This window comes from Pantoea sp. E2023-21 (assembly GCF_051302795.1).
Classification (GTDB): Bacteria; Pseudomonadota; Gammaproteobacteria; order Enterobacterales; family Enterobacteriaceae; genus Pantoea; species Pantoea ludwigii_A.
The window spans coordinates 3,262,545-3,280,080 of the sequence record NZ_CP195344.1 but is presented as its reverse complement, the minus strand read 5'-3'; the positions used below and the strand labels follow the sequence as shown (position 1 = coordinate 3,280,080).

Annotated in this window: 18 protein-coding genes; 6 read left to right on the top strand and 12 right to left on the bottom strand. The window is 54.1% G+C overall.

The window, feature by feature from the left end; genetic code table 11:
- The first annotated feature begins 1 nt into the window (after nt 1).
- The 3 genes from ACRQ84_RS15450 to ACRQ84_RS15440 are packed head-to-tail and all read left to right on the top strand — an operon-like array spanning nt 2 to nt 2,257.
- Nucleotides 2-802 carry a 2OG-Fe(II)-dependent halogenase WelO5 family protein gene (locus tag ACRQ84_RS15450; RefSeq protein WP_483816504.1) on the top strand — a complete coding sequence of 267 codons (801 nt, stop codon included), beginning with the start codon at nt 2-4 and terminating at the stop codon, nt 800-802.
- A gap of 27 nt (nt 803-829) precedes the next feature.
- Entirely contained in the window at nt 830-1,330 is a 501-nt protein-coding gene (locus ACRQ84_RS15445) for a YbaK/EbsC family protein (RefSeq protein WP_064738283.1), read from the top strand.
- 21 nt (nt 1,331-1,351) lie between these two features.
- Nucleotides 1,352-2,257, top strand: coding sequence for an EamA family transporter (locus ACRQ84_RS15440; RefSeq protein ID WP_064738284.1), 906 nt, complete (start codon nt 1,352-1,354; stop codon nt 2,255-2,257).
- Nucleotides 2,258-2,338: 81 nt separating this feature from the next.
- Here ACRQ84_RS15440 and ibpA read toward each other — a convergent pair whose 3' ends face one another.
- Complete coding sequence (ibpA, locus tag ACRQ84_RS15435) at nt 2,339-2,752, bottom strand: small heat shock chaperone IbpA (RefSeq protein ID WP_049852393.1); 414 nt, start codon at nt 2,750-2,752, stop codon at nt 2,339-2,341.
- Nucleotides 2,753-3,038: 286 nt separating this feature from the next.
- On the opposite strand from ibpA, the gene ACRQ84_RS15430 reads away from it, so the two are divergent.
- Nucleotides 3,039-3,398, top strand: coding sequence for a YceK/YidQ family lipoprotein (locus ACRQ84_RS15430; RefSeq protein ID WP_064738337.1), 360 nt, complete (start codon nt 3,039-3,041; stop codon nt 3,396-3,398).
- On the opposite strand, the gene ACRQ84_RS15425 is transcribed toward ACRQ84_RS15430, so the two are convergent.
- The 10 genes from ACRQ84_RS15425 to ACRQ84_RS15380 form a co-directional block, all read right to left on the bottom strand.
- Nucleotides 3,376-4,638 (bottom strand): YidR family protein, encoded by a 1,263-nt coding sequence (locus ACRQ84_RS15425; protein ID WP_483816503.1) that lies wholly within the window; start codon nt 4,636-4,638, stop codon nt 3,376-3,378. The two genes, ACRQ84_RS15430 and ACRQ84_RS15425, sit on opposite strands and share 23 nt — an antisense overlap.
- A gap of 127 nt (nt 4,639-4,765) precedes the next feature.
- Nucleotides 4,766-6,058 carry an MFS transporter gene (locus tag ACRQ84_RS15420; RefSeq protein WP_483816502.1) on the bottom strand — a complete coding sequence of 431 codons (1,293 nt, stop codon included), beginning with the start codon at nt 6,056-6,058 and terminating at the stop codon, nt 4,766-4,768.
- 196 nt (nt 6,059-6,254) lie between these two features.
- Nucleotides 6,255-7,403 (bottom strand): galactonate dehydratase, encoded by a 1,149-nt coding sequence (dgoD, locus tag ACRQ84_RS15415; RefSeq protein WP_483816501.1) that lies wholly within the window; start codon nt 7,401-7,403, stop codon nt 6,255-6,257.
- Nucleotides 7,400-8,017, bottom strand: coding sequence for a 2-dehydro-3-deoxy-6-phosphogalactonate aldolase (locus ACRQ84_RS15410; RefSeq protein ID WP_483816500.1), 618 nt, complete (start codon nt 8,015-8,017; stop codon nt 7,400-7,402). Before ACRQ84_RS15410 ends, dgoD begins: the two co-directional genes overlap by 4 nt.
- Complete coding sequence (locus tag ACRQ84_RS15405) at nt 8,001-8,879, bottom strand: 2-dehydro-3-deoxygalactonokinase (RefSeq protein WP_483816499.1); 879 nt, start codon at nt 8,877-8,879, stop codon at nt 8,001-8,003. The genes ACRQ84_RS15410 and ACRQ84_RS15405 overlap by 17 nt, the downstream gene beginning before the upstream one ends.
- Entirely contained in the window at nt 8,876-9,574 is a 699-nt protein-coding gene (locus tag ACRQ84_RS15400; protein ID WP_483816498.1) for a FadR/GntR family transcriptional regulator, read from the bottom strand. Before ACRQ84_RS15400 ends, ACRQ84_RS15405 begins: the two co-directional genes overlap by 4 nt.
- Nucleotides 9,575-9,815: 241 nt before the next feature.
- On the bottom strand, nt 9,816-10,625 hold the full coding sequence (gene yidA / locus ACRQ84_RS15395) for a sugar-phosphatase (RefSeq protein ID WP_064738290.1): 810 nt from the start codon (nt 10,623-10,625) through the stop codon (nt 9,816-9,818).
- 151 nt (nt 10,626-10,776) lie between these two features.
- Entirely contained in the window at nt 10,777-11,127 is a 351-nt protein-coding gene (locus ACRQ84_RS15390; RefSeq protein WP_483816497.1) for a hypothetical protein, read from the bottom strand.
- A gap of 68 nt (nt 11,128-11,195) precedes the next feature.
- Nucleotides 11,196-11,984 carry a molybdopterin-dependent oxidoreductase gene (locus tag ACRQ84_RS15385; protein WP_483816496.1) on the bottom strand — a complete coding sequence of 263 codons (789 nt, stop codon included), beginning with the start codon at nt 11,982-11,984 and terminating at the stop codon, nt 11,196-11,198.
- Between the two features lie 10 nt (nt 11,985-11,994).
- Nucleotides 11,995-12,606, bottom strand: coding sequence for a cytochrome b/b6 domain-containing protein (locus tag ACRQ84_RS15380; protein ID WP_483817939.1), 612 nt, complete (start codon nt 12,604-12,606; stop codon nt 11,995-11,997).
- Between the two features lie 267 nt (nt 12,607-12,873).
- On the opposite strand from ACRQ84_RS15380, the gene ACRQ84_RS15375 reads away from it, so the two are divergent.
- Nucleotides 12,874-13,584, top strand: coding sequence for a response regulator transcription factor (locus ACRQ84_RS15375; protein ID WP_483817938.1), 711 nt, complete (start codon nt 12,874-12,876; stop codon nt 13,582-13,584).
- 10 nt (nt 13,585-13,594) lie between these two features.
- Nucleotides 13,595-15,067, top strand: a complete 1,473-nt coding sequence (locus ACRQ84_RS15370; protein ID WP_483817937.1) for a sensor histidine kinase — start codon at nt 13,595-13,597, stop codon at nt 15,065-15,067.
- Nucleotides 15,068-15,118: 51 nt separating this feature from the next.
- On the opposite strand, the gene gyrB is transcribed toward ACRQ84_RS15370, so the two are convergent.
- Nucleotides 15,119-17,527 (bottom strand): DNA topoisomerase (ATP-hydrolyzing) subunit B, encoded by a 2,409-nt coding sequence (gene gyrB, locus ACRQ84_RS15365; RefSeq protein ID WP_064738294.1) that lies wholly within the window; start codon nt 17,525-17,527, stop codon nt 15,119-15,121.
- Nucleotides 17,528-17,536 lie beyond the last annotated feature (9 nt).

Here is a 17,536-nt window from a genome sequence, read left to right as displayed (position 1 = left end):
CATGGCGATTTTCAATCAGATACGCGTTATCCATCCAAATATGTTTGTGGAAAGTACCTGGCTGGATGACATCGTGACGGCGCGCGTGCCGCTGCTGGTATTACGCAATTTTCTGACACCGGATGTGCGTGAGGCCGTGGTGAACGATTTGCAGCAGTGCCGCGAGCAAGTGCGGGTTTCACACTATCCGAATGGTGCGTTGACCACGCTCGGTCCCTATCTGGCGAAACACACAGCCGCGCCGGAAAACTACTTCACCGAACTGCGCGATATCCAGCCTGCGCTGCCGCCGTCGCTGCACGGTTTACGCGATCAGATCTACAACTGGGTGAAACACGCGCTGCGCCTGGACAGTCTGCAAACCGCCAACGAACCCGAGCTGGGCGAGTACGCCGGTTCGATTGTGCGCTTCCACGCCAACGGCGTCGCCAATCCACTGCATAACGACAACATCGTGCGCGATGCCGCCGGCAGCGGATTGGCGGTAACCCACATCCTGCATCAGCTGAGTTGCGTGGTCTGTTTGCAGGAGTGCAACGCGGGCGGCGAACTGCGCATCTTTAACAAGAAGTGGCAGCCGGTGGATGAGTGCTACAAAACACCGGGCGAACTCGGTTATCAAACCGGCGTCATTGAGCACAGCGAGGTGTGTGAATTCTCCCCGCGCAGTGGCGATATCTATCTGTTTAATCCTGCGTTTTATCATGAAATTGATCGTGTGGAAGGCGACACGCGCATCACCATGGGCTTCTTCTTTGGCCTGACCGACAAAAAAATGAAACACGCCATCGCCTGGAGTTAACGCCAGGTTTTCGACGAGGAGACGAGCATGAATACCTATGAAAAAGTGACGGCCCTGCTGGATCAACATCAGGCGCGTTATCGCGTGGTGGAGCATGAAGCCATCGGCCAGACCGACCTGATCAGCGAGATCCGCGGTAACGATCTCAATCAGGCCGCTAAAGCGATGGTGCTGGAAGTGACCATGCCAGAGGGCGCGGATGCGCGCTATTTGCTGGCGATTGTGCCGGGTGACTGCAAGATTAACTTCAAAAGTGCCGCGCGCGCCATTGGCGGCAAGAAGTCGAGTTTTGCTGCGCCCGAAAAAGCGCAGGCGTTAACGCAATGCGTAATGGGCGCGGTACCGCCGTTTAGTTTTGATGATCGGCTGGCGCTGCGTGTCGATACACGCCTGCGCGATGTCGGCACGCTGTGGTTTAACGCGGGTGCATTGGAATGCTCAGTGGCTTTACAGGTGGATGATTTCTTTAAAATTGTCGGTGATGAATGTTGTGCCGAGATCGCGACACCGGTGACGGCAACCGCCTGATCGCGGCAGTAAGGACTTCGTATGTCAGTAAAAGATATGTTGTTAGCCCTGCTGGTTGTGGTGGCGTGGGGCGTGAATTTTGTGGTGATCAAGCTGGGTCTGCAGGACATGCCGCCCTTCCTGCTGGCGGGACTGCGTTTTACCCTGGTGGCGTTCCCGGCGATCTTCTTCGTGAAGCGTCCGGCGATTCCACTGCGCTGGCTAGTGGTGTACGGCATGACCATCAGCTTCGGGCAGTTCGCCTTTCTGTTCCTCGCCATCAAGCTCGGCATGCCGGCGGGACTGGCATCGTTGGTTTTACAGGCGCAGGCCTTTTTCACTCTGCTGCTCGGCGCGCTGTTCCTGGCTGAGAAGCTGCGCTGGAATCACATCGTCGGCATTTTGGTGGCCACGCTCGGCATGTTTATGCTGGCGACCGCAGGTATGGAAGGCCAAACCACGGCGGGCATTACGCTCACCACCATGATGCTAACGCTGGCGGCCGCGCTGTCGTGGGGGCTCGGCAATATCACCAACAAAATCATTTTGCGTAACCGTAAAGTGCCGGTGATGTCGCTGGTGGTGTGGAGTGCGCTGGTACCGGTGGTGCCGTTCTTTGCCTGCTCATGGCTGTTCGACGGCGAAACGGCGATTGTCAGCAGCCTGCTGCATATCTCGCTGCAAACGGTGTTGGCGCTCGTTTATCTCGCCTTTGTCGCCACCATTGTTGGCTACGCGATTTGGGGCAACTTGCTGAGTCGCTATGAAACCTGGCGCGTCGCACCGCTGTCATTGCTGGTACCGGTGGTGGGAATACTTAGCGCCGCGCTGGTTCTGGGTGAAACCTTATCGATGCAGCAGATGATCGGGGCTTCGGTGATCATTCTTGGTTTGCTGGTAAATGTGTTTGGCGGCATGGTCAGTCAGCGATTGTTAGTGCGGACTTGATGGCTTTTGATCACCATGAATGGCGACCCTACAATAAAAACGCCGCTTTTCAGCGGCGTTTTTTTCAACTCTGCATCCTGATTACAGGATTTCGATACGGCGCGGTTTCGCCTCTTCCGGGACGATGCGTACCAGATCGATGCTTAACAGACCATTTTCCAGACGCGCATCGCGCACCGTGATGTGATCGGCCAACTGGAATTTGCGCTCAAAGTTGCGTTCGGCGATGCCCTGATACAAGTACTTACGCTCCGGCTGCTCTTCAGGATGCGCGCCGCGGACCACCAGCACGTTGTCGTGCGAAGTGATATCTAATTCGCTCTGAGCAAAGCCTGCCACAGCAATGGTGATACGGTAGAAGTTCTCATCCACCAGCTCCACGTTATACGGAGGGTAGCCGCCATTGGCCTGGTTCTGATTGGTCTCAAGCAGGTTAATCAAGCGATCAAAACCAATGGCAGAACGATAAAGTGGAGAGAGATCAAAATTACGCATAATAAGACTCCTGATAATCAGCAAGTTTAGGCAACCTTCCACAGTGGACAGGTTGTTCAGTTCGATGCTGTCCCTTCCGGCAACAGCAACACGAACGTAACTTAAAAGTGGGTGCAGCAAGGTCGCTTTCAAGGGCTGATGCGTATTTTTTTACAGCAATTCTGACGATATGGCATACACTCAGGTGACTATTCGCCTGAGACACAAGACTTAGCCATAGAGCTTTGCTTAGCGTCAGGTGACACACTCCAGCCAGGGCCATGCCATGACTGAAGGGATGATGATGATGAATATGATGAAACGCTTTCCGCTCACAGCAGTACTGGTTTGCAGTACCTTTGTTACTTCAGGTTGCTCCAGCGTGATGTCTCACACGGGTGCCAGTCAGGGCTATTATCCCGGCACGCGGGCCAGCGCCGAGATGCTTACAGACGACAACACCAGTTGGGCGATCAAGCCGCTTGCGCTGATTGATTTACCTTTCTCAGCGGTGATGGATACCGTGCTGCTGCCGTGGGATTACTTCCGTTCCGACGACGATAAAAGTAAAGATTCCATCCACGAGCGCGTGCTGCAAAGCGAAAAACTGGCCGGCACTCAAACCAGCCTGGCGACCGCGGCCTCTATGCCTGAGCATTCGCACTAACGCAAAACAGCTGTCGCCAACCGTCAACGTCCCGCATATAGGCGATCTTTTCCCCATCCGGCGACCAGACCACGGCATCACCGGATGGCGCGTGATCGCTCCGCTGCGTTAAGCGCGTACATTTACCCGTGGCGACTTCACACTGCATCACACTGTTATCGCAGATAAAAGCGATGGCGCTGCCATTGGGCTGCCAGCTAAATGCGGACTGGATGCTGCTTGCCAACTGCGTCACCTGACGCGGCTGTCCGCCATTGGGTGAAACCGTCCACAGCTGAATGACGCCATGCTTATCCGCCAGCAAAAAAGCAATGGCACGGCCATCTGCTGATGCGCGCAGCCAATGGCGCGGTTGCAGTGCCAAACCATTGGTGTGCGTAATGCGGCGCTGCTGCACGCCAGCCGGCGGCGCAGGCAATTTATCCGCGGTGCCCTGCAAAGGCGATGCGCCTGCTTTGGCGTAATCCGCCAGCGCGGCGGGCAGATCGACAACGAAGACTTCCGGCACTTTGTCGCCGTTCGCGGCGCGCGTATCGCCGATAAAGGCGATGGCCCAACGCTGCCAACTGCCGTCGGCTTTCTGATAGCCTTGATCACCTATCCAGCACTCTTCATAAGCGCGATCGATTTGGTCGCTGCCCGGCAGTGGATCGCGCTGCGTCTGGCTGATAAGCACGCAATAATGGCTGCCCTCGTATTCACGCGGATGCTGCTTTGGCGGACACACCGGATGCAGCGGCACGGCCACGCCGACGTTGCGCAGGTCGTCGCCCGCGTCCTTTTCATGCATCACATGATCGTTATAGGTGAAACTCAGGCGCGAACCATCCGGGCTGAAGACGTGGACATGCGAGCCACCGCGCAGCGCGCCGGGCGTATAAGGCGCGGTGATATCGCAGGCATCGAGGTTCTCCGCGATGCTCTGCTGCACGATCACCCCACGACGGTGATGAAAATCGTAGCGCCAGTGCGCATCGGGATGCTCCGGCCCGTGAATACAGACGTAACGCGGCGGCAGATCCGGACTGACGGTGACCACACCAACGTGTGCGCCATCGCGCGCCTGGTACAGCACTTCAACCGCGCCGCTCGCCACATTGACGCGTTCGATAGTCAGGCTGGTGAATGACGCGCCGGAAGGCCGCACATCAAATGCCAGCCACTGACTGTCACCGGTCCAGACGTTAATGTTGGTGAGTTGATGATGACGCGGGGCAAAGGTGATTTGTTTTTCTGACATGAGGCAACCTTCCATCGAACAGTTGCCGGATAAATTACGTGATTTATTGGTGAGGTGCGAATAAACCCGATCGCCATTATCGTGCGGTTATTAGCCAGGTCGCCATAAATGGCGACCCTACGATAGATTAACCTACGCGCTTCACATCACCGACCAGCAGGATATATGACAGCGCACCGATCAGCGCCACCGCCGAGATATACACCAGCGCAGGCGCAAAGCCGTAATCCTGCGCCAGATAGCCAACCACCAGCGGCACAGTGATGCCGCCCAAACCGCCAACAAAGTTGAACATGCCTCCCGTCAAACCAATCAGGCGTACCGGCGCCAGCGACGACACCAGCGACCAGGTAATCGAGGCGAAACCATTGCCGAAGAAGGCGATCGCCATCAGCGTCATAATCCAGATCGGATCGTCGGTATAGTTCGCGCCCATGATGCAGGTGGAGATCAGCAGACCGCAGATAATTGGGGTTTTGCGGGCAAAACCAAGCGAACGACCGCTGCGCACCAGGCGATCGGCCACGATGCCCGACAGAATCACACCAACAAATGCTGCGAGGAAAGGCACGGTAGTCATGAAGCCGGCGGTGAGCGCCGCGATGTGTTTTTCCTGCGTCAGATAGTTAGGGAACCAGGTGAGGAAGAACCACAGCGTGGATGTCACGGCGAACTGGCCAAGATAAACGCCGCATAGCTTGCGATGGAACACCAGTTTCCAGTCGGCGGCGGTGAGTTTAATGCGGTTTTTCTTCTCGCTCGGCGCATCGCCATCGACCATCGCGCCGCCTTCACGGATGTAATCCAGTTCGGCTTTATTGATGCTTTTGCTCTGGCTTGGTGCCTGATAGCACTTAATCCAGATCAACGACCAGATGATGCCGATGCCGCCGGTAATAATGAATACCCAATGCCAGCTCAGCAGTTCCTGAATCCAGATCAGTAGCGGCGTGAGGAAGGCCAGGCCAACAAACTGACCGGACGTGTAAAAGCCGACGGCGGAAGCGCGTTCCTGCTCCGGGAACCAGCTGGTCACCAGGCGGTTATTGGTGGGGAAGGCTGGCGCTTCAAATATGCCGGTAATCGCGCGCAGGCCAATCAAAGATAATAAGCCCGTCGCGAATCCCTGCAATAACGTCGCCACCGACCAGCCAAAGATGGCAATAAAATAAGTTAAGCGTGAACCCACGCGATCGAGGAACCAGCCGCCAGGAATCTGGCACAACGTATATAACCAGGCAAAGGCAGAAAATACATAACCCATTTGCGCTTTAGTAATACCAAACTCTTCCTGAATATGCGCTGAAGCGACGGCTAAATTAGCGCGATCGACGTAACAAATTACCACCGTAATAAATATCATCAGCAGCGTGATATAACGACGGCGCGTCGGTTTGGCGTGAACAGCAGAGAGATCCATGGTGTTTCTCCGTAATGGTGTTTGCCTTACAGGCGCGACAAAGCACGCCCCGGCAAATGTAGGGTAGCGATATAAACGTTAAAACCGCATTAGCGGTAAATAAGCTGTGCCGGGAAAAAGGCTGAGTGAAGCCCTATGCTCTATTTCACCGGCATATTGATATTTTCAAATAACTCTTTTTTTTAGTGCGTGTTAATTACCATTCAGCAACTGAACCGTCCGGGAAACGCCACAGCGGATTGCGCCAGTCGGGGGCATTTTTACTGCGTTCAATCACCAGTTCTTCGTTAATTTCCACGCCGAGGCCCGGTTTATTTAACGGATAGAAATGACCATCATCCATTTTAAAATCGTCTTTGTTGATCACATAATCGAGCAGCTCGGCGCCCTGATTATAGTGAATACCCATGCTCTGCTCCTGGAACACCGCATTGCGTGAGACGAAGTCAACGTGCAGGCAAGCGGCCAGCGCTATCGGGCCGAGTGGGCAGTGTGGCGCCAGTGCGACATCGTAAGATTCGGCCATTGCCGCAATCTTGTAGCACTCGGTGATACCGCCCGCATGCGACAGATCGGGTTGCAGAATCGCGAGTCCACCCGCTTCCAGCACACGCTTGAACTCAAAACGCGAGAACATGCGTTCACCGGCGGCAATCGGAATGTGAGTTTGCGCCGCCAGACGCGGATAATATTCCGCCTGTTCCGCCAGCACCGGCTCCTCAATAAACAGTGGGCGATACGGTTCCAGCTCTTTGATCAGCACTTTTGCCATCGGCGCGCTGACGCGACCGTGGAAATCGAGGCCAAACTCAATCTCTTTACCAAAGGCTTCGCGGATTTGCGCCACGGTATTTACCGCGTCATCAACCTTGCGAGCGTTATCGATCATGCCCATCTCTTCGCAGCCATTGAGTTTGAAGGTATCAAAACCGATGGTGCGCAGTTTCTTAATGCCGTCAATCACATCGGCCGGACGATCGCCGCCCACCCAGCTATACGCTTTGATGCTGTCACGCACTAAGCCGCCAAGCAGTTGATAAACCGGCACGCCGAGCGCTTTACCTTTGATATCCCACAATGCCTGATCGATACCGGCAATCGCGCTCATCAAAATCGGTCCGCCGCGATAGAATCCCCCGCGATACATCACCTGCCATAAATCATTGATGCGTGCGGGATCCTGACCAATCAGGTATTCCGACAGCTCATGTACCGCCGCTTCCACGCTGCGGGCGCGGCCTTCAATCACCGGTTCACCCCAGCCAACGATGCCTTCGTCAGTTTCGATTTTCAGGAACATCCAGCGCGGCGGCAGGCGGTAAGTGGTCAGTTTGGTAATTTTCATCGTACAGCGTCCTTATATGCAGCAATAAATGCGCGGGCTTGTTCCACAGTGCGCGACAACGGCTGACCGGCGCGATAAAGATCGCTGCCTAAGCCCGCGCCGATGCAGCCTGCGGCCATAAATTCATGCAAGTTTTCCGGCGTCACGCCCCCCACCGCAAACACCGGCACCTCCGGCGGCAATACCGCTTTCAATGCTTTGATGTAGCCCGGACCAAAGGCTGACGACGGGAAAATTTTCAGCGCCTGCGCACCGGCCTGCAAGGCGGTGAACGCTTCGGTGGCGGTGGCGCAACCGGCGGCCACGATCATGCCTTTGGCTACTGCCTGGCGGATCACGGCAGCATCGGTATTCGGCGTGACGACTAATTTGCTGTTGAGCGTCGCCAGCTCATCGACCTGCGCCGGATTCAGTACCGTACCGGCACCAATCAGCGCCCTGTCGCCAAAGGTTTTCACCATCGCACCAATGCTTTTCGCCCATTCCGGCGAGTTAAGCGGGATTTCAATCGCATCGAAACCCGCCTCAATCAGTGCGCCGACGTGCGCTTCTGCTTCATCCGGCGTGATTCCGCGCAGAATAGCGATCAGCGGGACTTTAGTTTGCCAGGCCATTTGCAATACTCCTTATTCCGTGCTGGAAAGCGCGATCGCCTGCCAGCGTGACTGAATCCACACCGATAAACTGCAGCGCCTGTTGATAGCGTTGCGCCAGCGCGCTACCGGCAATAATGGTGATCGGTTGGCTGCCGATGTCGGCATGTTGCGTCATCAGCGCCACTTCGTGACCAATCAGCAATCCTGAGAGAAAATCGCTGATCTGGCGGCGATCGCGTGCGCCGAGCACATGTGAAGCACGCACTTCAAACAGCCGCGACAAGATGGAGGCATCGTGACTTCCCACCTGCACGCCTTCACGGAAGGCTGCGGCGTTCTCTTCCTGTTCCGGCAATCCGGCACCAATCAACGACTGCCTGAGCAGCAGATGATGCAATTCACCGGTCATCACGGTGCGGAAATCCTGCACGCGATCCTGCTCCACCTGCACCCATTTGGCGTGCGTGCCGGGCATTACGTAGAGCGACGCCGGTTGCAATTCAATAGCGCCGAGCAGTTGCGTCTCTTCACCGCGCATCACGTTGTAGTTGTCGTCACGTTCAACGCTCAATCCCGGCACGATCCACGCTTTATTTTCGACGCGCGTCAGGCGGCTGGCGATCTCACCTAATGAAACCGGGCAGGAAAGATACGGCACCGACAGCCAGCCGGCGTTGCTGCCCACCATGCCCGCCATCACCACCGGCACCTCGTTGACGGGCCAGCCATCGGTGACGCTGGCAAAGACGTCGGCAGGCGTGCGATCGCCAAGCCGCGTGACGCCAGCTTCTGAACGGCGCTCATCGATGCAAACGCCGTCTTGATAATGCCAGGCGCGTAGGTTGGTCGAACCCCAATCAATCGCGATATAGCGGGTCACATAATCTCCTTGAGTCGGGCGGTTGAGCTGGCAATCATCGCTTTCGCTGCCTGCTCCGCCGCATCGCCATCCTGATGTCGAATGGCATCGAACAGCGCCTTATGTTCGGCGAGCGTGCGCGGCATATTGCCCTCATCCGCCATGTAGGTTTGCGCAAACACCGCTTTTTGCAGCTGGCTGATCGCCACGTTGAGCTGCTGCAGCACCGGGTTATGCACCGAATTCAATACCGCTTCGTGATAGCGAATATCTGCTTCGTTAAACGCTTCACGATTGAGGTGATTCGCCACCATGTCGTTGTAGGCCAGCTCAATCGCAGCTAAATCGCTTGAGGTGGCGCGTTCCGCCGACCAACGTGCGATCTGTGGCTCCACCAGCACACGCACTTCGTTCATTGCGGCAATCAGACGCGGGTCTTGATCGTGTGCCAGCGTCCACTGCAATACGTCGCTATCCAGATAGTTCCACTGGTTGCGCGGCGTGACGAACGCCCCGCGATAACGCTTCATCTCCATCAACCGCTTAGCCATGAGTGAACGAAACACTTCGCGGATGATGTTGCGTGAGGTACTGAAGCGTTCACACAATTCCGCTTCGGCTGGCAGCGCCGCACCCGGCACAAACTTCCCGGCTACAATCTCTTCACCGAGCGTCAGGATGATGCGCTCTGTTTTGCTTAAGGGTTCTTGCGTCATGATGTTCCATTGATTGAAAGACGGTAGCGCATCAGATTACTGCTTTCACTGCGCCAAGCCTATGCCGCCGATTGTAGTACCACCAAGCATAGTTGTACTACAATACGGATCACAAAATAGACAATACATGTGCGAGAACGCGTTGAGGTCGCCATGAATGGCGACCCTACGATAGTTAGTTCGGGCTTGTAGGGTCGCCATTTATGGCGACCAACTCGCAGAGGAGGGAAATCAGAAGGGGTTACAACACCAGCTCTTCAATGGCGTGCGCTACGCCGTCTTCCATGTTGGTTTTGGTAATGAACTGTGCGATTTTCTTAACCGAATCAATGGCATTGCCCATTGCTACGCCAGTTCCCGCGTACTCAATCATCGCCAGATCGTTTTCCTGATCGCCAATCGCCATCACTTCCTCACGCGCCAGGCCAAGCTTCTCTGCCAGCATTTTCACGCCTTGTCCTTTATTGACGCGTGAATCAAGGATTTCGAGATAATAAGGCGCACTTTTGAGAATGGTGTAACTGTCGCGTGCCTGCTGCGGTAAGCGCTGAATAGCGGCGTCCAGCAGATCGGGTTTGTCGATCATCATCAGCTTAGGAAAACGCGTGGCGCGATCCATCTCCTCAACGGAGCGGTAACGCACTGGAATGCCGGTCAAACTCGCTTCGTGGATGGTGAATTCACTGATGTCTTTATTCGGCGTGTAGAGGAAGGATTTATCGAAGGCCTGAAAGTGCACGCCAAGATCGCGCGCTAACTGTTCGATATACAGGTAATCGTCAAAACCCAGGGTAATTTCCGCCACACATTCGCCATCATTGGCGCGATGCACCAGCGCACCGTTGTAACTGATGCAGTATTGGCCTTCATCAACCAGGTTCAGTTCCATCAGATAACGCTGAATGCCGACCAAGGGACGACCGGTGGTCAGTACCACCATGACGCCTTTCTTGTGCGCACGCTCAATGGCAGATTTAACGGCGGGCGTGATCTCGTGCTGTGGATTAAGCAGCGTGCCGTCCATATCGATTGCTACCAGTTTTATTGCCATAACGTCCTCGTTGAGTCAGGGTTTTAATCAATGCTAGCGCGATTCAGCTCACATTGACCAGTTTCGCACCTGACTTCAGATTTTTCCCGCGCAAAGAAAAAAGGCCATCACGCAAATGATGGCCCGGCATACATGGAGTTAGAGGATGATTTTAGTGGCTCATGGCGTCTTTTTTCATGCCCATTTCATCTTTTTTCATGGCATCTTTCTTCATGCCCATTGCATCTTTGTGCATGCCGTCTTTCTTCATGCCCATCTCGTCTTTCTTCATGGCATCTTTCTTCATGCCCATCTCATCTTTGTGCATGCCGTCTTTCTTCATGCCCATTTCGTCTTTCTTCATGGCATCTTTCTTCATGCCCATTTCGTCTTTCTTCATGGCATCTTTTTTCATGCCCATTTCATCTTTTTTCATGGCATCTTTGCCCATGCTGTCAGCAGCATAAGCAACAGACATAGTCATCATTGAAGCGATAAAGGTTGCTACGATTACATTTTTCATAGGGTGTTTCCTTACAGTTTTTGATGTTTACAAAAGGTGTTGGCGCAATAAGGCACCGAGTTAAAGGATCAGCTTCCGCCGAACCAGTTGTAGCCTTCGTCTTCCCAGTAACCACCGGTATAACGATTGGTTATTTCAATCACCTGAATGTGCTTCGGATTTTTGTATCCCAGCTTGGTGGGAATCCGTATTTTCATCGGATAACCGTATTCAGGTGGCAGAATGCGTCCATCCCAGCTTAACGCCATGATGGTTTGTGGATGCAGCGCCGATGCCATATCAATGCTGGTGTAGTAATCATCTGCACACTTAAAGCTGACGTATTTGGCGCGGGTATCCGCACCAATCAGCTTGAGGAAATCGGCAAAACGCACGCCGCCCCAGCGCCCAATTTCGCTCCAGCCTTCTACGCAAATATGGCGAGTAATCTGATCCACCTGCTGCATGTTGTAGAGTTCCGGCAGCGACCAGCTGCGTTTATCATTCACCCGCCCGGCAATCTCCAGACGCCATCGGTCGCCATTGATCTGCGGAATATCCTCCTCACCATAAAAAGCGTTAAACGGGAAGGAGGATGAAATGCGATCGGCGCTGTATTCCGGTGACAGATTGGCGGGATTAAACAGCCAGCTCTGCACGCGGTCGTTAAAACGAGAAAAGGTATTCAGCACGCTATCAACATCCGGTTTATCACTGAGATCGCAGCCGGTTAGCATCACCACGCCGCCCAACGTTAAACCCTGACGCAAAAAGTGGCGACGTGAGGCAGAATCCAGTTTGCGCGCCAGTAACTGCTGCGCCTCTTTAACTAAGGCATCCGCATCGCTGGGGGAAAGATCGACATTTATTTTTTTCATTTCGCTCTCCTTAGCGTCCGCGCAACATGGCAAGCAGGGTTTTCGGTACCAGCGCGACCATCAATAGATGAACCGCCACAAAACCCACCAGCGCCGACATAGCATAAAAATGGATGTACCGAGCCGCTTCATAGCCGCCGAGGAGATCGCGCAACAATCCAAACTGCACCGATTTCCACAACACCAGCCCTGACAGCACCAGCAGCAGGCAAATCACCACCACAAACAGATAGGCTGCGCGCTGAACATGGTTGTATTGGCGGAGATCCGCATGAGCCAGTTTGCCTTTCAGAGCACTGGCAGCATCCTGGAACAATCCGCGTAAATTTAACGGCAGAAATTTCTTAGCAAAGCGGCCGGTAATCAGGTTCATCGTCAGATAAACCGCGCCATTCGCGGCAAAAATCCACATGGCAGCGAAATGCCACTGCAAGGCGCCACCTAACCATCCGCCGAGGGTGATCTCGCCAGGAAAATAAAAGTCGAACAGGGGCGAAGCGTTATAAATGCGCCATCCACTCAGCGTCATAATCACAATGGCGGCGGCATTCATCCAGTGACAAACCCGCAGCCAGCCGGGATGGATAACGACTGAACGTCCTGGTTTTTCATCCATCTGCATTTCCATTTACTCGTTCCTTCCGTTTAGTCAGGGCGCATTCTGCCGCCAGGGCATCGGGTTTCATGACAAGAAATGTCTCAATAACGGCATGAGCGCATTCGCACCGCGCCACTAATTCAATCCGTTTCTGACCCGAGCAACCCAGACCGCAGTGCTATGGTGCTGCGTTCCTGTTCACCAAAGCATCACGTGGAGTTAAACAAAAAGTGAAAACTCAGCGGCGAAGGAAGCGGTAACATTACTTAATAATGCGATACGGAATGGATGATGAACGACGCAAAAAAACTCCTTATTGTCGAAGATGATGGCGGTATCGCCGACGTTCTTCGTTTGAATCTTCAGGATGAAGGTTATGCGGTGACGCATGCTGCTGACGGTCTTCTGGCGCTAAAACTGTTGGAAGCACAGCACTGGGACGCCCTGATTCTTGACCTGATGATACCTGGCGTTGATGGTCTGGAGATCTGTCGTCGCGCACGCACCATGAAGCGCTACACGCCAATCATTATGATCAGCGCCCGCTCTAGCGAAGTGCACCGCGTCTTGGGTCTTGAACTGGGTGCCGATGACTATTTGCCGAAGCCCTTTTCGATGATTGAGCTGATAGCGCGGCTCAAAGCGCTGTTCCGCCGCCAGGAAGCGATGAACATGAATTCGCGCATGGAAGCGGGAACCTTACAACTTGATGCCTTAACGATTGATCCCATGGCGCGGGAAGTGTGGATGCACGATAAGCCGATAAATCTGACGCCACGTGAGTTTGATCTGCTTTACCACTTCGCCAAAAACCCGGGAAAAGTATTTTCCCGCCTCAATCTGCTCAATCAGGTTTGGGGCTATCAGCACGATGGTTATGAACATACCGTCAATACGCATATCAACCGCTTACGGTTGAAAATTGAAGATAATCCAACTGAACCGCACTACATTCTGACGGTGTGGGGAAAAGGCTATAAATTTTCGCTGCCGGCTAATTAGGTTCTTAATGATGAAACGCCTGACACTCAGCCAGCGCCTGGCGCTGGTTTTCGCTTCTTTGCTGTTGCTCTGTACATTGTTGTCAGGCTGGATGCAGATTCGTATTAACGCGCAATACGGTAGCGCGGTGGTGCAACGCTTATCCGATGGTCTGGCGCGGCATATCATCAGTACCAATCCCAATATGATTGGCGTGCAGGGTGTGAACCTGCCACTGATGAAGGTGCTGTTTAAGGATTTGATGGTGCTTAATCCCAGCGTAGAAGTCTATCTGCTCGATTTGCAGGGCAATATTCTTGCCGATGCCGCCCCACCCAATCATATTAAACGCACCAGAGTGAGTCTTGCGCCAATTCATTCGCAGCTTCATGGCGCCTCGTCGCCAATTTACGGCGACGATCCGCGTAATCTGAAGGAGAAGAAGGTCTTTAGCGCCGCCCCGGTTGCGCTAAATGGCCAACCTGCCGGTTATCTTTACGTGATTTTGCAGGGAGAGAATTATCACCAACTGGCGCAGGAAGCGCAGATCGATACCCTGATGCGCACCTCATTTTGGTCATCCTTGCTGGTGGTGTTATTTGGTCTGACAGCGGGCGCTGTGGCGTTTAGCTTAATTACTCGTCCAATACGCCAGCTTACGCAGCGCGTGCGTCAGCTTAATCGTGACGATATGGCCGAGATAAAAAAACTGGCTGAACTGCCGTTGCCACAGGCGCAGGAGAAGGATGAGGTGAGTTTGCTGCAAGGCGCCTTTGTTGGCATGGCGCGACGCGTCGCCTTTCAGTGGGAAAAACTGACCTATCAGGACCAGCTGCGCCGCGATTTTGTCGCCAATATCTCGCACGACCTGCGCACGCCGCTGACCACCTTACATGGCTATCTCGAAACCTTGCTGTATAAATCAGACAGCCTCAAATCAGCCGATAGCCAGCGTTATTTGCACATTGCGCTTTCGCAAAGCCAGAAAGTCAGCATGCTGGCGCAGCAGCTTTTTGAACTGGCGCAGCTGGAATATGGCGTGATTAAGCCCAATCGCGAAAATTTCAGCCTGTCGGAGCTGACTTACGATGTGATGCAGAAATTTGAGTTAATGGCCAGTACGCGCCATATCCGCTTTGTGGTGGATATGCCGGAACAACTGCCGCAGGTTTATGCGGATGTTTCGATGATCGATCGGGTGTTGACCAATCTTTTCGACAATGCCATCAAATATACGCCGGAAGCAGGAATCATCGAGGTAACGTTACGTAGCACCGATCGCGAGGTTGAAGTGAGTCTGAAAGATTCCGGGCCGGGTATTCCTGAACATCTTCGTGCGACCTTATTTGAACGTCCGTCGGCGTTAACACACGCCAGCACGCGCAAAAACAGCGGTGGGCTGGGATTGATGGTGGTGCGCCGCATCCTGCAACTGCATGAGCGTGATATTCGGCTGGATGAACAAGCATCGGGCGCGTGCTTCCGCTTCTCCGTCCCCCGCTGAAAACAAAAAACCCTTCCACCAGGGAAGGGTTTTGCTTTTTTGCCTAATCGATTAAATATCGATATTGGCCGCTTTAAGCGCATTCTCTTCAATGAAGGCACGACGCGGTTCTACCGCATCACCCATCAACGTGGTGAACAGCTGATCGGCAGCAATGGCATCTTTGATGGTCACGCGCAGCATGCGGCGACTATCCGGATCCATGGTGGTTTCCCACAGCTGCTCTGGGTTCATCTCACCCAAACCTTTATAACGCTGCACGGACAGACCGCGACGTGACTCTTTCACCAGCCACTCAATCGCCTGCTCGAAGCTGGTGACCGGCTGACGACGTTCGCCACGTTCGATATAGGCATCTTCTTCGATCAGGCCACGCAACTGCTCGCCCAAGCTACAGATTTTGCGGTATTCCGGCCCATCAATGAACTCGCTATCCAGCGGATAATCGGTATCAACACCGTGCGTACGCACACGCAGCACCGGTTCGAACAGGTTCTGTTCACGATTCGCACGAACCTGCGCCATGTAGCTGCTGCCGTGCGCTTCCCGCTCGGTCAGATACGCCACCAAACCGTCGATCCAACCTTGTACCGCGGCTTCATTGCTGAGGTCGCTTAAGGTCGGATGGTAGATCAGGCCACGCAGCAGAGCCACCGGGAAACGGCGCTCCATACGTTTGATCATGCGTTGCGTGCTGTTGAAATCAGCCACCAGCGTTTCCAGCGGCTGGCCGCCCAGTGCTGGTGCGCTGGCATTGGTGTGCAGTGTAGCGCCGTCGAGCGCGATAGAAATCTGATACTGATCCATCGCTTCGTCGTCTTTAATGTACTGTTCTTGCTTGCCTTTCTTCACTTTGTACAGTGGCGGCTGCGCAATATAGACATGACCACGTTCCACAATTTCTGGCATCTGACGATAGAAGAAGGTCAACAGCAGCGTACGGATGTGCGAGCCGTCGACGTCCGCATCGGTCATGATGATGATGCTGTGATAACGCAGTTTGTCCGGGTTGTATTCGTCACGGCCGATACCGCAGCCCAGCGCAGTAATCAGCGTGGCGACTTCCTGCGAAGCGAGCATCTTGTCGAAACGCGCTTTCTCCACATTAAGAATTTTACCTTTCAGCGGCAGAATCGCCTGATTCTTACGGTTACGGCCCTGTTTGGCTGAACCGCCTGCGGAGTCACCCTCCACCAGGTAGATTTCAGACAGCGCCGGATCGCGCTCCTGACAGTCCGCCAGTTTGCCCGGCAAACCGGCCAAATCCAGCGCGCCTTTACGGCGGGTCATTTCACGCGCACGACGCGCCGCTTCACGCGCACGCGCTGCATCGATGATTTTGCCAACCACGATTTTGGCATCAGATGGGTTTTCCAGCAGGTATTCCGCCAGCAGTTCATTCATCTGCTGCTCAACCGCCGATTTCACCTCGGATGAGACCAGTTTATCTTTGGTCTGTGAGGAGAATTTCGGATCCGGCACTTTCACGGAAACCACGGCAATCAGGCCTTCACGTGCATCATCACCGGTGGCGCTGACTTTGGCTTTTTTGCTGTAGCCTTCTTTATCCATGTAAGCATTCAGCGTACGCGTCATTGCCGCACGGAAGCCGGCCAGATGCGTACCACCGTCGCGCTGTGGAATGTTGTTGGTGAAGCAGTAGATGTTTTCCTGGAAACCATCGTTCCACTGCAGCGCCACTTCCACACCGATGCCATCTTTCTCAGTCGAGAAGTAGAACACCGTTGGATGGATCGGGGTTTTGTTCTTGTTGAGATACTCAACAAACGCCTTGATACCGCCTTCGTAGTGGAAGTGATCGTTTTTGCCGTCGCGTTTGTCTTCGAGACGAATCGAGACGCCGGAGTTCAGGAACGACAGTTCACGCAGGCGTTTCGCCAGGATCTCGTACTCAAACTCAATCACGTTGGTGAAGGTTTCATAGCTTGGCCAGAAACGCACGCGAGTACCGGTGGCATCGGTATCGCCTGAGACCGCCAGCGGAGCCTGCGGCACGCCATGCTGATAAACCTGCTGATGCACTTTGCCTTCGCGGCGAATAGTCAGCTCCAGCTTCTGCGACAGGGCGTTAACCACAGAAACACCCACGCCGTGCAGGCCGCCAGACACTTTATACGAGTTATCATCAAATTTACCGCCTGCGTGCAGGACGGTCATGATCACTTCAGCCGCAGAGACGCCCTCTTCCGGATGAATGCCGGTCGGAATACCGCGGCCATCATCTTGCACGGAGACAGAGTTATCGGCATGAATAGTAACGGTAATATCACTACAGTGACCGGCGAGCGCTTCGTCGATAGCGTTATCCACGACTTCGAATACCATGTGATGCAGACCGGTGCCGTCATCCGTATCGCCGATGTACATACCCGGGCGTTTGCGTACCGCATCAAGCCCTTTCAGGACTTTGATACTTGAGGAGTCATAAGAATTCGACATCAACGTTTC

What these genes read in the sequence shown, in the direction of transcription:
- gyrB (WP_064738294.1), bottom strand. Translation starts at nt 17,527, where the DNA reads ATGTCGAATTCTTATGACTCCTCAAGTATCAAAGTCCTGAAAGGGCTT.
- ACRQ84_RS15410 (WP_483816500.1), bottom strand. Translation starts at nt 8,017, where the DNA reads ATGGCCTGGCAAACTAAAGTCCCGCTGATCGCTATTCTGCGCGGAATC.
- ACRQ84_RS15450 (WP_483816504.1), top strand. Translation starts at nt 2, where the DNA reads ATGGCGATTTTCAATCAGATACGCGTTATCCATCCAAATATGTTTGTG.
- ACRQ84_RS15370 (WP_483817937.1), top strand. Translation starts at nt 13,595, where the DNA reads ATGAAACGCCTGACACTCAGCCAGCGCCTGGCGCTGGTTTTCGCTTCT.
- ACRQ84_RS15440 (WP_064738284.1), top strand. Translation starts at nt 1,352, where the DNA reads ATGTCAGTAAAAGATATGTTGTTAGCCCTGCTGGTTGTGGTGGCGTGG.
- ACRQ84_RS15425 (WP_483816503.1), bottom strand. Translation starts at nt 4,638, where the DNA reads ATGTCAGAAAAACAAATCACCTTTGCCCCGCGTCATCATCAACTCACC.
- ACRQ84_RS15390 (WP_483816497.1), bottom strand. Translation starts at nt 11,127, where the DNA reads ATGAAAAATGTAATCGTAGCAACCTTTATCGCTTCAATGATGACTATG.
- yidA (WP_064738290.1), bottom strand. Translation starts at nt 10,625, where the DNA reads ATGGCAATAAAACTGGTAGCAATCGATATGGACGGCACGCTGCTTAAT.
- ACRQ84_RS15400 (WP_483816498.1), bottom strand. Translation starts at nt 9,574, where the DNA reads ATGACGCAAGAACCCTTAAGCAAAACAGAGCGCATCATCCTGACGCTC.
- ACRQ84_RS15430 (WP_064738337.1), top strand. Translation starts at nt 3,039, where the DNA reads ATGAATATGATGAAACGCTTTCCGCTCACAGCAGTACTGGTTTGCAGT.
- ACRQ84_RS15380 (WP_483817939.1), bottom strand. Translation starts at nt 12,606, where the DNA reads ATGCAGATGGATGAAAAACCAGGACGTTCAGTCGTTATCCATCCCGGC.
- dgoD (WP_483816501.1), bottom strand. Translation starts at nt 7,403, where the DNA reads ATGAAAATTACCAAACTGACCACTTACCGCCTGCCGCCGCGCTGGATG.
- ibpA (WP_049852393.1), bottom strand. Translation starts at nt 2,752, where the DNA reads ATGCGTAATTTTGATCTCTCTCCACTTTATCGTTCTGCCATTGGTTTT.
- ACRQ84_RS15420 (WP_483816502.1), bottom strand. Translation starts at nt 6,058, where the DNA reads ATGGATCTCTCTGCTGTTCACGCCAAACCGACGCGCCGTCGTTATATC.
- ACRQ84_RS15445 (WP_064738283.1), top strand. Translation starts at nt 830, where the DNA reads ATGAATACCTATGAAAAAGTGACGGCCCTGCTGGATCAACATCAGGCG.
- ACRQ84_RS15375 (WP_483817938.1), top strand. Translation starts at nt 12,874, where the DNA reads ATGAACGACGCAAAAAAACTCCTTATTGTCGAAGATGATGGCGGTATC.
- ACRQ84_RS15385 (WP_483816496.1), bottom strand. Translation starts at nt 11,984, where the DNA reads ATGAAAAAAATAAATGTCGATCTTTCCCCCAGCGATGCGGATGCCTTA.